General features: G+C 32.3%; 9 protein-coding genes and 2 riboswitches. Of the genes, 3 read left to right on the top strand and 6 right to left on the bottom strand.

Features of this window, described 5'->3' with window-relative positions; genetic code table 11:
* Window positions 1-343: 343 nt before the first annotated feature.
* Together J418_RS0115040 and J418_RS0115035 are read right to left on the bottom strand one after the other, a co-directional pair.
* The gene (locus tag J418_RS0115040; protein WP_017896009.1) at window positions 344-1,027 is read right to left on the bottom strand and encodes a beta/alpha barrel domain-containing protein; all 684 of its coding nucleotides are present in this window, start codon (window positions 1,025-1,027) and stop codon (window positions 344-346) included.
* A 94-nt stretch (window positions 1,028-1,121) separates the two neighbouring features.
* Window positions 1,122-3,515, bottom strand: a complete 2,394-nt coding sequence (locus J418_RS0115035) for a homocysteine S-methyltransferase family protein (RefSeq protein ID WP_051057242.1) — start codon at window positions 3,513-3,515, stop codon at window positions 1,122-1,124.
* 168 nt (window positions 3,516-3,683) lie between these two features.
* Window positions 3,684-3,792: riboswitch (SAM riboswitch) on the bottom strand.
* 178 nt (window positions 3,793-3,970) lie between these two features.
* A riboswitch (SAM riboswitch) is annotated at window positions 3,971-4,078 on the top strand.
* A gap of 98 nt (window positions 4,079-4,176) precedes the next feature.
* Between J418_RS0115035 and metA the strand changes: the two genes are divergently transcribed.
* On the top strand, window positions 4,177-5,115 hold the full coding sequence (gene metA / locus J418_RS0115030) for a homoserine O-acetyltransferase MetA (RefSeq protein ID WP_017751471.1): 939 nt from the start codon (window positions 4,177-4,179) through the stop codon (window positions 5,113-5,115).
* A gap of 81 nt (window positions 5,116-5,196) precedes the next feature.
* Here the strand turns inward: metA and J418_RS0115025 are convergent, their stop codons facing one another.
* From J418_RS0115025 to J418_RS0115015, 3 genes are read right to left on the bottom strand one after another with little or no spacing between them, the layout of a single operon-like run.
* On the bottom strand, window positions 5,197-6,201 hold the full coding sequence (locus J418_RS0115025) for an isocitrate dehydrogenase (NAD(+)) (RefSeq protein WP_017751470.1): 1,005 nt from the start codon (window positions 6,199-6,201) through the stop codon (window positions 5,197-5,199).
* 17 nt (window positions 6,202-6,218) lie between these two features.
* Window positions 6,219-8,144 carry an aconitate hydratase gene (locus tag J418_RS0115020; protein WP_017896007.1) on the bottom strand — a complete coding sequence of 642 codons (1,926 nt, stop codon included), beginning with the start codon at window positions 8,142-8,144 and terminating at the stop codon, window positions 6,219-6,221.
* Window positions 8,145-8,193: 49 nt separating this feature from the next.
* Window positions 8,194-9,543 (bottom strand): beta/alpha barrel domain-containing protein, encoded by a 1,350-nt coding sequence (locus J418_RS0115015; protein ID WP_017896006.1) that lies wholly within the window; start codon window positions 9,541-9,543, stop codon window positions 8,194-8,196.
* 388 nt (window positions 9,544-9,931) lie between these two features.
* Here J418_RS0115015 and J418_RS0115010 point away from each other — a divergent pair, with 388 nt between their 5' ends.
* Together J418_RS0115010 and J418_RS0115005 are read left to right on the top strand one after the other, a co-directional pair.
* Window positions 9,932-10,672 (top strand): lysophospholipid acyltransferase family protein, encoded by a 741-nt coding sequence (locus J418_RS0115010; RefSeq protein WP_017751467.1) that lies wholly within the window; start codon window positions 9,932-9,934, stop codon window positions 10,670-10,672.
* Between the two features lie 43 nt (window positions 10,673-10,715).
* Window positions 10,716-11,573 carry a ComEC/Rec2 family competence protein gene (locus J418_RS0115005; protein ID WP_017896005.1) on the top strand — a complete coding sequence of 286 codons (858 nt, stop codon included), beginning with the start codon at window positions 10,716-10,718 and terminating at the stop codon, window positions 11,571-11,573.
* A 26-nt stretch (window positions 11,574-11,599) separates the two neighbouring features.
* Here J418_RS0115005 and J418_RS0115000 read toward each other — a convergent pair whose 3' ends face one another.
* Window positions 11,600-12,472, bottom strand: coding sequence for a DMT family transporter (locus tag J418_RS0115000; RefSeq protein ID WP_017751465.1), 873 nt, complete (start codon window positions 12,470-12,472; stop codon window positions 11,600-11,602).
* Window positions 12,473-12,559: the final 87 nt, after the last annotated feature.

Here is a 12,559-nt window from a genome sequence, read left to right as displayed (position 1 = left end):
GTACTAGCAGTGCCTGTTTTTCCACATCCAGCAAATAAAACTGCTATAATAATAGTAGATAATCCTATTATTAGTCCTTTTTTTAATCTATTCATATTTTTTTCTCCCTTCATAATATTCAATATAATTTTCATTTATAATACATAATAATTATACATATAATATTATAATTATGCAATACTTTTCTCTATAAATTAATGAATAAATATGCATATGCTTTCAGCTCTTAAATTACTTATTTAAGCTGTAATCTTATATTCATTTTTAAACAATTTTATGCATAAATATAAATCGCTAAAAGAATATTCAGCGATTTATATTTATGATTTCATAAAGTCCATAATTACATATGTCTATATTTTTCCATGGTACCTTTAAAAAGTTCCCCTGAAGATGGCGGTGTATAACAAATAGCATTTGCACCTGCACTAATAGTTTCTTCAATAGTATCATCGTTCTTTCCGCCTGTAGCCATCACAGGAAAATCAGGGAATTCACTTCTTATTTTCTTAACAAGCTGTGCTGTATTGGACCCTGCAGATACATTTAATATTGAAACACCTGCATCTATTCTCTTTTGTATGTCATCTCTTTCAGAAACTACAGTAACTACTATAGGAATATCAATAGCTTCACTCATAGCTTCTATAACTTCATTTGATGTAGGACTATTTACAACTACTCCCAAAGCTCCTGTAAATTCAGCATTTAGTGCAAGGTTTATTACTCTCTTTCCCATTGTAAGCCCTCCACCTACACCACAAAAAATCGGAACATCAGATGCATTGACCAGGGTTTCTGTTATAACAGATTGAGGGGTAAATGGATATACTGCAAAGACAGCATCTGCATTTATATTTTTTATAACTGCAACATCTGTAGTAAAGGCAAATGATTTTAATCTTTTTCCAAAAACCTTTATTCCCGTAGCTTTCCTGATTACTGTTGGAACTTTTATCATATGTCCCCTAAGTGTTCCATTTATCTCCGGTACATATTTAATTAATTTTTTATTAGGGTTCTCCATAATTTTATCTCCTAAATCAATTAGTTATATTCTTAAGTCTATTTTATATTAATTGATTAAAATATTCCATATAAATATAATTATTTTGAAAATTCTAATTTGTTCCTACTTTATCTTTTGAAAATAATTCCTCAGCTATCTTAACTGTATCTCTGGCATCTTTTGCATAAAAATCAGCGCCTATCATATCTGCATATTCCTGATTCAGCACTGCGCCGCCTACTACAACTTTACATGATAAATTATTTTTTTTCAATGCATCTATAGTTTTTTTCATGTTCATAACGGTAGTAGTCATGAGTGCACTTAACCCTACAAGTCTTATATTATTTTCTTTTGCAGCATCAACTACTTTCTGTATATCTACATCTTTCCCAAGATCAATTACATTAAACCCATAATTTTCAAGGAGGACTTTTACTATATTCTTTCCTATGTCATGTACATCTCCCTTGACTGTAGCCAAAATCACTTTTCCCTTTTCTACATTCTGACCACCATTTTCAACTATGATTTTTTTTATAACTTCAAATGATTTTTTTACGGTTTCAGCCGCCTGTATGAGCTGCGGTAGAAATATCTCCTTTGTTTCATACTTTACTCCGACTTGATCCAGCGCTGGTATTATATATGAATTTACCACATCAAGGGGTTGTTTGGATTTTAAAAGTTCTTCAGTAGCTAAAGATGCTGCACCTTCATCACCATTTATAATTATCTGTTTTAAGTCACTGCTATTTTTATCCAACTTTATATTGTCAAAATTCTTATCCTTGACTTTTTTTGCAGATAATCGGCTATTATTTGATTCCTCTGGTTCATCCTTGTATCTATCTATAAATTCCCTGCTGTCTACATCTCTATTGGCAAGTACTTGAAATGCAGCTATAGTATCCTTCATACCCTTATCCGAAGGATTCATTATAGGAAGATCTAATCCAGCCTGAAGAGCAAGCAACAAAAATGTCCTGTTCAAGAGTTTTCTATGTGGAAGTCCAAAAGATACATTACTTACACCAAGAGTAGTCTTTACACCCAATCCTTCTTTTACAAGCCTTATTGCCTTTACCGTCTCCATTACTTCCTTCTGTTGGGCTGAAGCTGTAAGTGACAAACAATCAACTACTATATCTTTTTTTGGTATTCCATATTCTGCTGCCCTCCTTACTATTTTTTCCGCAATTTCAAATCTCTTCTGAGCGGTTTTGGGGATACCATCTTCATCTATAGTAAGTGCTATAACACATCCTCCATACTTTTTAACTATTGGAAATACATCCTCCATAGTCTTTTCTTTTCCATTAACAGAATTTATGAGAGGTTTTCCATTGTATAACCTTGCGCCTGCCTCTAGTGCACTTGCATTTGGACTATCTATGCTTATAGGTGTATACACTACTTTTTGTACTGCTCTCACTGCCTTCTTCATCATCTCAACCTCGTTTATCTCTGGAAGCCCTACATTCAATTCGAGTATATCCGCTTCTTCATCTCTTTGTATCAAAGCCTGCTTTTGTATATAATCAATACTCTTTTCCCTAAGTTCTTTTTTATATGCGGACTTCCCTGTAGGATTTATTCTCTCACCTATAATCCTAGTTTTATTTTCTACTATTACGGTTTCAGTTGCTGAAGTTACTGCTGTGTAGTTTTTTTCTCCTATATCTATAGGTTTAATATCCTTCAATTCTTTTATAAAATCTTTTATAAAATCAGGATTTGTACCGCAGCATCCTCCAATTATTCTTACTCCCTTCTGAGCCATTATTTTTATATTTTTTGAAAACTCTTCTATGCTTATATCATAGTAAGTTTCCACTCCATTGTATTTAGGAAGCCCTGCATTGGGCTGAACCATAACTGGAATAGACGCATACTTCAAAATTTCATCTACTATGCCCTGAAGTTCATTAGGTCCTAGGGAACAATTAACTCCAATTGCATCCACTCCAAGTCCTTCTAAAACAAATACCATTGTTTTAGGGTCAGTGCCCATGAGGCTTCTTCCATTTTTTTCAAAAGTCATAGTACAGAACACTGGAAGTGAACTGTTTTCTTTGGCAGCAAGCACTGCAGCCTTAGTCTCATACAGATCCATCATAGTTTCAATTACTATAAGATCGGCTCCTGACCTGTCTCCTGCAACTACCTGCTTTTTGAATAATTTATAAGCTGAATCGAAACTTAAATTTCCAGTAGGCTCCATCACTTGTCCTATTGGTCCTATATCAAGAGCTACAAATTTATTTTCTCTGCTTTTAACAGCTTCCCTTGCAATTCCAACTGCAGCTTCAATTACCTCCTCCGATGAATAATCAGAAGAGCTATATTTTAAATCATTTGCTCCAAAAGTATTGGTAGTTATAATGTCAGCTCCTGCATTAAGATAAGCTTCATGTATTTTTTTTATAGTATCTGGATTTGTTATATTTAGAATTTCTGGAAGCTCACCTGTTTTAAGTCCTGCTCTTTGAAGCATAGTGCCCATGGCTCCATCAAAAAATATAAAATTATTCTTAATTTTTTCCAATAAATTATTACAAGTCACACGACCACTCCTTTATAGTTAAATGCCATCAGGGCCCATTTTTTCACTTTAGCTAAAAAAGCCGCTTTTTCAAGAAAAGCAGCTTAAATCATAAACAAAAGCAATCTTTTCTTATCTTCCAGAATCATATTTCTGTAGGAATTAACACCATTACACATAAAAACATGTTGGTTGTCGGGTTTCTCAGGGCCAGTCCCTCCACCTCTCTTGATAAGAATAGTAAACATTCAATTATATATTATCTTAATCCTAATACTTTTCAAATTACTTGTCAATAACTTTTTAAATTCTTATCTAGACGGCTTGACAAAAACCTGTGTTTAATATAACATATAAAATATTAATTAATTTAGTAATATTAGATTAGATTAAACTGAGTAATAATTAAAAGTAAAAACTTATCTAGAGTGACTGAGGGACTGGCCCGATGATGTCCGACAACCAGCATTTTTCATTTGAATGTATGGTGTTAATTCCAACAGATTATTTCTGAAAGATAAGAAAAATAGTTTCGATACTAAGATATCAAAAGTTGTTTTTCTTTCAGGAAAACAACTTTTTTTATTTGATTAAAATCATTATAAGTAAGGGATGAATTTTTATGCCAATAAAGATACCTAATGATTTACCAGCTTCTAAAACATTAAAAGATGAAAACATATTTATTATGAATGAACATCGCGCATCAAAACAAGATATACGTCCTATGGATATAATAATACTCAATTTAATGCCGAATAAAACTACTACAGAGACACAGTTACTGAGATTATTGAGTAACTCGCCCCTTCAAGTAAATATAACGTTAATGTATACAAGCTCTCACACTTCAAAATATACTTCTTCAGAATATCTTTTTAAATATTATAAGACATTCGAACAAATAAAGGACAAGAAATTTGATGGTATGATAATAACAGGTGCACCTGTGGAACTTCTTGAATTTGAAGATGTTGATTATTGGAAAGAGCTAACTTCCATTATGGATTGGTCAGCAAGAAACGTATATTCTACTTTACATATATGTTGGGGGGCACAGGCTGGACTATATCACCACTTTGGCATACCAAAATATTCTCTTCCCCAAAAACGCTTTGGTGTATTTTCCCATACTATAAATAAAAAAAATGTAGATTTACTCAGAGGATTTGATGATATATATTTCGCTCCACATTCAAGACATACAACTGTAAAAAAATCTGATATTGAGAAAGTCCCGGATCTGGAAATATTATCTGAATCAGAAGAGGCAGGAATATATCTGGTATCTACTAAAAATGCCCATCAGATTTTTGTAACCGGACATCCCGAATATGACACTTGTACACTAAAATCTGAATATGACAGAGATATTCAAAATAATATACCTATAGATATTCCAAAACATTATTTCCCGGATGATGATCCAACTAAACTACCTACAGCTAACTGGAAAAGTCATGCCAATCTATTATTTTTAAATTGGTTAAACTACTACGTATATCAGGAAACACCTTTCAATCTTGACACACTTAATGAAGATAGTAAAATTACTTCATAAAATAAAGAACTCTAAAATTTTTATTATAAAAATTTTAGAGTTCTTTATTTTATTTAATAGATTTATATTTATGAAACTACACTAATTATGCAATTTCGAAACTATGGCATCTGTATATTGATCTGTAGTAGCATTGCCACCTAGATCACCAGTTAAATATTTTCCCTCTTTAAGTACTTCTTCTACTGCCTTTTCTATTTTATGTGCTGGTTCTGTTTCTCCAAGATATTCAAGCATCATAACTGCTGAAAGTATTATAGCAGTTGGATTTGCCTTGTTTTGGCCTGCAATATCAGGTGCTGAACCATGAGCAGATTCAAATACAGCTGCATTTTCTCCAATATTTGCTCCAGGTACCAAACCGAGTCCTCCTATAAGACCTGATGCCATATCAGATAGAATATCTCCGTATAAATTTGGCATAACAAGTACATCATAATTTTCAGGATTTAATACAAGTTTCATACTCATGGCATCTACTATTACACTTTCAAATTCAATATTGCTGTATTCTTTTGCCACTTCCTGGGCAGTCCTTAAAAACAATCCATCAGATAATTTCATTATATTTGCCTTATGCACCGCAGTAACTTTTTTTCTGCCATTTTTAACTGCATAATCAAAGGCCGCCCTTACAATATTTGCACTTGCCTTTTTGGATATTATCTTTATACTTTCTGCTATTTCATCATTTACCATATGTTCAATGCCCGCATACAAGTCTTCGGTATTTTCCCTGAATATAACCAAATCCACATTTTCATATCTGGATTTTACACCAGCATAGGTTTTTATAGGTCTTATATTTGCATACAAATTCAAACTCTTTCTGAGAGTTACATTTACACTTCTAAATCCCTTTCCTACAGGTGTGGTAACCGGTCCTTTAAGAGCTACTTTGTTTTTCTTTATACTTTCTATAATATGTTCTGGTATTGGAGTACCATATTCATCCATAACTGAAGCTCCAGCATCAAATACCTCCCAATCTATATGTGCACCGCTCTCATCTACAACTTTTCTTGCAGCTTTGCAAACTTCCGGCCCTATTCCATCACCTTTAATAAGAGTAACTCTATGTCCCATCTTCAATCCTCCCAATATTATTTAGTATTTTGTTTCATCATGTTCAGGAGTCCACCAAATTTTATCATGTCTCTCTGCCTTTGTGTAACATTGAATATCATTTTATATTCTTCATCTTTACTCTCGTTCTTAACAACTACAGTATCATTTTTAATCTGCTCCAAAGCATTTTCTATAACCAGCTTATCTAAAGGATCTATCTTTTCATAATCACTTTCATCTGCAAATACAAGTGCCATTATGCCATTATTTATAAGATTTGCCATATGAATTCTTGCAAATGACTTTGCAAGTACTGCTTTAACTCCAAGGTAAAGAGGTGCCAGTGCTGCATGTTCCCTACTTGATCCCTGTCCATAATTGATTCCTGCTACTATAAAGCCTCCGCCATTTTCCTTTGCCTTTTTAGGAAAATACTCATCACATGGTGTTAGGCAGTATTCAGCAAGATGAGGTATGTTGGATCTGTATGGAAGTAATTTTGCATTAGATGGCATTATGTGATCTGTAGTTATATTATCTCCTACTTTCGTAAGAACTACTCCTGGAACAGTATTTTCACAAGGTTTTGCCTTTGGAAAAGGCTTTATATTAGGCCCTCTAACTACCTTTATATCATTTCCAGTCTCACTTGGTGCCACAATCATATTGTCCTTTATAAGGAATTTATCCGGCATTTTAATTTCTATAGAATCTCCTATTTCTCTAGGATCTGCGATATATCCTTTTAAAGCAGATGCTGCTGCAATTTCCGGACTTACAAGATAAATCATAGCAGACTTGGTTCCTGATCTTCCCTCAAAATTTCTATTAAAAGTTCTTAAAGATACTGCATCCGTTGCAGGTGACTGACCCATCCCTATACATGGACCACAGGCACTTTCAAGAATTCTTGCCCCTGCACCTACCATAGATGCAAGCCCTCCATTTTCAGATATCATATTCAATACCTGTTTTGATCCAGGTGAAATAGTAAGGGATACATTTTCATTTACAGTTTTTCCCTCTAATATGTGTGCCACTTTCATCATATCTACATAAGAAGAATTGGTACAACTTCCTATACATACTTGATTTACTTTTACATCCTTCAATTCAGAAACTGGAACTACTTTATCCGGACTATGAGGACAGGCAACCATAGGTTCAAGTTCAGACAAGTTTATCTCCATTTCTTCATCATATACTGCATCCGCATCTGGCTTAATATATGAAAAATCACCTTCTCTTCCTTGTGCCTTCAAGAATTCGCATACTACATCATCACTTGGGAAAAGTGACGTAGTTGCACCAAGTTCTGCTCCCATATTTGTAATAGTAGCCCTCTCAGGTACAGAAAGTGTATTTACTCCTTCACCTGTATATTCGAATATCTTTCCTACTCCACCCTTAACAGTAAGCCTTCTAAGCATTTCAAGTATTATATCCTTTGCTGTAACCCATGGTCCCAATTTTCCTGTCAAGTTTACCTTAACTATCTTTGGCATATTTATATAGTACTCACCGCCGCCCATGGCTACTGCAACATCCAATCCACCAGCACCAATGGCAAGCATTCCTATTCCGCCGCCAGTTGGTGTATGACTGTCTGATCCAAGAAGAGTATCTCCAGGTACTGAAAATCTCTCAAGATTTACCTGATGACATATTCCATTTCCAGGCCTTGAAAAATATATCCCGTGTTTTTTTGCAACAGTTTGAATATAAAGATGATCATCTGCATTTTCAGGTCCTGATTGAAGTATATTATGATCTATATACGCTACAGATCTCTTTGTCTTGACTCTATCTATTCCCAAAGCTTCAAATTGGAGATATGCCATAGTACCCGTTGAATCCTGGGTCAATGTCCTATCTATTTTGATAGCTATTTCCTGTCCTGCTATCATTTTTCCTTTCAACAGATGTTTTTTTATAATTTTATGTGCTGCACTTAATCCCATTTCACTATTTCCTCCATTGTAATATTTCTTTGGTAGTATTTACTTAATTTTAACAAGCTCTCTCTTCTTTTTTTTCTAGTATTTCTGGTATTAATTTTTTTACAAGAGCATCCATTTCATCACTTCTTATTATACTAGTCCTTCCCATATTGTACTGATTGTCTATCCATTTTTTTATCTTTTCCACTCTTTTATCTTTCTTATCCATTTTATCTTCATCTTTTAATCTATAGTATGTGTTAATCCATGCTGCTATACCTGCAAGCCCCGAATACTGGTTTACCTGAACCACAATTGGCCTACCTAGAATTTTATCTGTATTAAATATATTGTATATTTCTTCATCTTTAAGTATTCCATCTGCATGAACTCCAGCTTTTGTTAAATTAAATTCGCTTCCAACAAAAGGTGCTTTTGGTGAAATATTATAGTGCATTTGACTTTTAAAATATTCAGCAAGCTCTGTTATAACATGAAGATTCATATTTTTAGCATTTCCCTTTATCTGTGCATACTCAAATACCATAGCTTCAAGTGGGCAATTTCCTGTTCTCTCACCTATTCCAAAAAGAGTAGTGTTTACAGATGAACATCCATACAGCCATGCTGTAGTAGAATTATTAACTGCAGAATAGAAATCGTTGTGTCCATGCCATTCTATTCTGTCTTGAGGAACACCGCATATACTTCTTATTCCATGAACAATTCCCTGTACACTTCTTGGAAGTGCTACCTGACCATAAGGAATTCCCAATCCTAAAGTATCACACAATCTTATCTTTATAGGTATGCCCGATTCCTTTGACATTTCCATAAGTTTATTAACCAACGGAACTACAAATCCATAAAAATCAGCTCTAGTTATATCTTCAAGATGGCATCTTGGCTTAATGCCATTATTCAAAGCTTCCTCTACTATAGAAATATACATATTCATAGTTTGTTCCCTTGTCATCTTTAACTTTTTAAATATATGGTAGTCTGAGCATGACATTAGCATACCGGTTTCTTTTAAATTCATCTGCTTTACAAGTTTAAAATCATTCTTATTGGCTCTTATCCATGATGTTACTTCTGGAAATTTGTATCCTCTTTCCATACAGACTTCAGCAGCTTTTCTATCCTTTTCAGTATATAAAAAAAATTCACTCTGTCTAATTATTCCGGAATCATTATCCAGTTCATGGATATAATCAAATATCTTAACTATCTCCTCTAAAGTAAATGGCTCCATAGACTGTTGTCCATCTCTAAATGTAGTATCTGTAATCCATATATCATCTGGTAGGTCCATTGGCAGTTGAACTCCATCAAAAACCACTTTAGGAACTTCATCATACGGAAATATATCTTTATACAGATTAGGTTTATCTATATTTTGAAGTTTATAATTATACATTAACGCCATCCCCTCTTAAATAAACATTGGCACTATAAAAAATAGCACATTTTTGAATTAAACTATATATAATACTTCAATTTAAGAATTTTATCTTTCTTAAAATAATATATGTATTCTTTATATATTATTTGTTTTCCTTATGTATCTCAGTATACTCAACGTTTTATAAAAAGTGCATGTTTATATTGTATCATCTTTAATAAATATAATCAATTGTATATTTTCTTGTTTTTGATTTTTACATATTAAATCCTTCATTATTTAACATGTAAAGGTATTCTTGTATTCATATTGGACCATGCAATATACTTTTTGCAAGATTATACTTCATATATGTTATAATAATAAAGACAATAAAAAGATAATATGTGGAGGTATTTAAAATATGATAAGAAGTATTTTTCTGTATTTCATGTTGGTCATGTACATGTTTTACTCTTTAATAAAAAAGATGAAATTGGAAAAATTAAAAAAGAAGGGCTCTCAAGAAGAAGTTCAATCCTATACATATGACTGTATTAATGGATGGGCAAAATTCATACTAAAATCAATGAGGGCAAAAATTCACATGAAAGGTCTTGAAAACATTCCAGATGGTCCCTGTCTCTTTGTATCAAATCATCAGGGATTTTTAGATATCCCAATACTTATTGCATCTCTTGACAGAACAATTGGTTTCATTGCTAAAAAGGAAATCAAAAAGGTAAAAATAATAAGTTATTGGATGGAACAAATCAAATGTATATTTATTGACAGAAGTAATATAAGGGCCTCTGTAAGGTCCATAAACGAGGGCGTTAAAATTTTAAAAAATGGACATAGCTTGGTAATTTTTCCTGAAGGAACTAGAAGCAAGGGGCCTAGAATCGGAGAATTTAAAAGGGGAAGCATGAAGCTCGGACTAAAATCCATGGTACCTATAGTGCCACTAGCAATAGATGGAAGTTACAAATTAAGGGAAGGAAATAAGCACGGTAATTTAAAACCTGCAGATGTAAATCTGACTATTTGCAAACCAATTTATCCAGCTGACCTATCAAAGGATGAAAAAGAAAATATATCCGAAATTATAAAAAAAGAAATTATGAAAAACATATATTTAGAGAATTCTACAAAAAATTTATAATTTTTATCAAACTCCAATTATATTCTACAGGAGGATCAATATAATGGGATTTATAAAGAAATATTGCACTATGATATCGATTATGCTAATTTCAATATTTTTGCTATGTTCATGTACATATTTTAAAAGTTCAAATGAATCTGATTCATACAATGGTATTAAAGTTCACTATATAGATATAGATCAGGGTGACAGTGAATTGATTCAAGTAAATGGTAAAAATCTTTTAATAGATGCAGGGCCGAATAAAAGTAAAGACAAACTTATGTCATATTTAAGTAATCATAATATAAAAAAATTTGATTATGTAATTGCAACTCATCCTGATGAAGATCACATAGGTGGAATGGGTGATGTAATAAAGAATTATACAGTAGACACTTTCTATGCTCCAAAAAAAATTTCCAATACCAGGACTTTTGAATATATGATAAATCAGTTAAAAAACAAGAATATGAAAATAGATGTTCCAAAACCAGGAATGCAATTGGACTTCGGTAATAATACCAAAGCTGAAATACTTGCTCCTAACAGCGATAGCTATCCAGACACTAATGATTATTCAATAGTATTGAAAATAACATACGGAAATAATAAATTTTTATTTACAGGTGATGCTGAAAAAGCAAGTGAAATGGAAATGCTCCATAAAAATTATGATATTACAGCTGATGTATTAAAAGTAGGACATCACGGAAGTTCCAGCTCAACTTCAGAAGAATTCTTAAATAGAGTTAATCCTAAGATAGCTATAATAAGCTGTGGCAAGGATAATAAATATGGACATCCTACCAAGAAAACAATAAACAAATTAAAGAAAAAAGATATCCAAATTTACAGGACTGATATAGATGAAACTATTGTACTGAAAAGTGATGGAAATACCATTACCAAAGAATAATAATTTAAAAGGAGTTGTCTTAAAATTTATTTTGAGACAACTCCTTCTTTTTTGGATTTAATAGTTGAATAAAGTGCAATACCAAGTATAATAATCCCTCCAACTATTTCCCTTAAACTTGGCATTTCCTTTAATATAAAAGCTGCAAATACAATGGCATATACTGGCTCAAGACTGGAAATAATAGATGCCGTCTGGGCTCTTGTATATTTTAATCCATTTATAAACAGTGAATGGGATATAGCAGTAAAAACCACACCTAATAAGATTAAAAGTATTATGTTATTATACGTAAGATCATGTTTCTGAAAAAATAAAAATGGAATTAATACAACTGTAGCTACAAGTTGCTCATAAAATGAAATTACGAGACTTGAGTATTGCTGTACATACTTTCTATTAAGCATGGAAAGTATTGCATATGCAAATCCTGACAACATTCCCCATAGGGCTCCCTGAGTTAAATTATTTGTCAACTGAAATTTGGGTACTATAAAGATTATACCCAAAAATGTAACTATAGCACTTATAATATCCCATAATTTAATCTTATCTTTAAAAAAATAAGGCTCAAGAAATGTAATAAATACAGGAAATGTAGAAAATGTGAGCAGTGCTATAGCTATTGTAGAGACTTGAATGGCCTTAAAAAATGTAGTCCAGTGAATTGCTAGAATCATACCCATAAGTATTATATAGAAATAGTCTTTCTTCTGTTTTAACAGTATATTTTTTTTAAAATAAATCAATATAATAAATAAAAAAATGCTGGAAAAAAATACTCTTCCAAACACAATTACTGTTGACGAAAGTGAAATTAATTTTCCAAACAATCCTGATAAACCAAATAAAAGTACTGACAAATGAATTTTAAGTAAGCTCTTGTTTTTTTCTTCCATATAATTAAACTCCTAAAATAAATATAAAAAAGGTTATCAGATGCCTGATAACCTATAAAATTCTATAAAATAAAATGGCTCCGTGGA

Origin of the sequence: Clostridium tyrobutyricum DSM 2637 = ATCC 25755 = JCM 11008 (assembly GCF_000359585.1) — a bacterium.
In the GTDB taxonomy this organism is placed as follows: Bacteria; Bacillota; Clostridia; order Clostridiales; family Clostridiaceae; genus Clostridium_B; species Clostridium_B tyrobutyricum.
Note: the sequence above shows the minus strand (reverse complement) of the source record. Positions and strands in the feature narration are given on the sequence as shown.

Excerpts from the sequence above, each read along its gene's own strand:
- J418_RS0115040 (WP_017896009.1), bottom strand. The coding sequence starts at position 1,027 with ATGGAGAACCCTAATAAAAAATTAATTAAATATGTACCGGAGATAAAT.
- J418_RS0115035 (WP_051057242.1), bottom strand. The coding sequence starts at position 3,515 with ATGGGCACTATGCTTCAAAGAGCAGGACTTAAAACAGGTGAGCTTCCA.
- metA (WP_017751471.1), top strand. The coding sequence starts at position 4,177 with ATGCCAATAAAGATACCTAATGATTTACCAGCTTCTAAAACATTAAAA.
- J418_RS0115025 (WP_017751470.1), bottom strand. The coding sequence starts at position 6,201 with ATGGGACATAGAGTTACTCTTATTAAAGGTGATGGAATAGGGCCGGAA.
- J418_RS0115020 (WP_017896007.1), bottom strand. The coding sequence starts at position 8,144 with ATGGGATTAAGTGCAGCACATAAAATTATAAAAAAACATCTGTTGAAA.
- J418_RS0115015 (WP_017896006.1), bottom strand. The coding sequence starts at position 9,543 with ATGTATAATTATAAACTTCAAAATATAGATAAACCTAATCTGTATAAA.
- J418_RS0115010 (WP_017751467.1), top strand. The coding sequence starts at position 9,932 with ATGATAAGAAGTATTTTTCTGTATTTCATGTTGGTCATGTACATGTTT.
- J418_RS0115005 (WP_017896005.1), top strand. The coding sequence starts at position 10,716 with ATGGGATTTATAAAGAAATATTGCACTATGATATCGATTATGCTAATT.
- J418_RS0115000 (WP_017751465.1), bottom strand. The coding sequence starts at position 12,472 with ATGGAAGAAAAAAACAAGAGCTTACTTAAAATTCATTTGTCAGTACTT.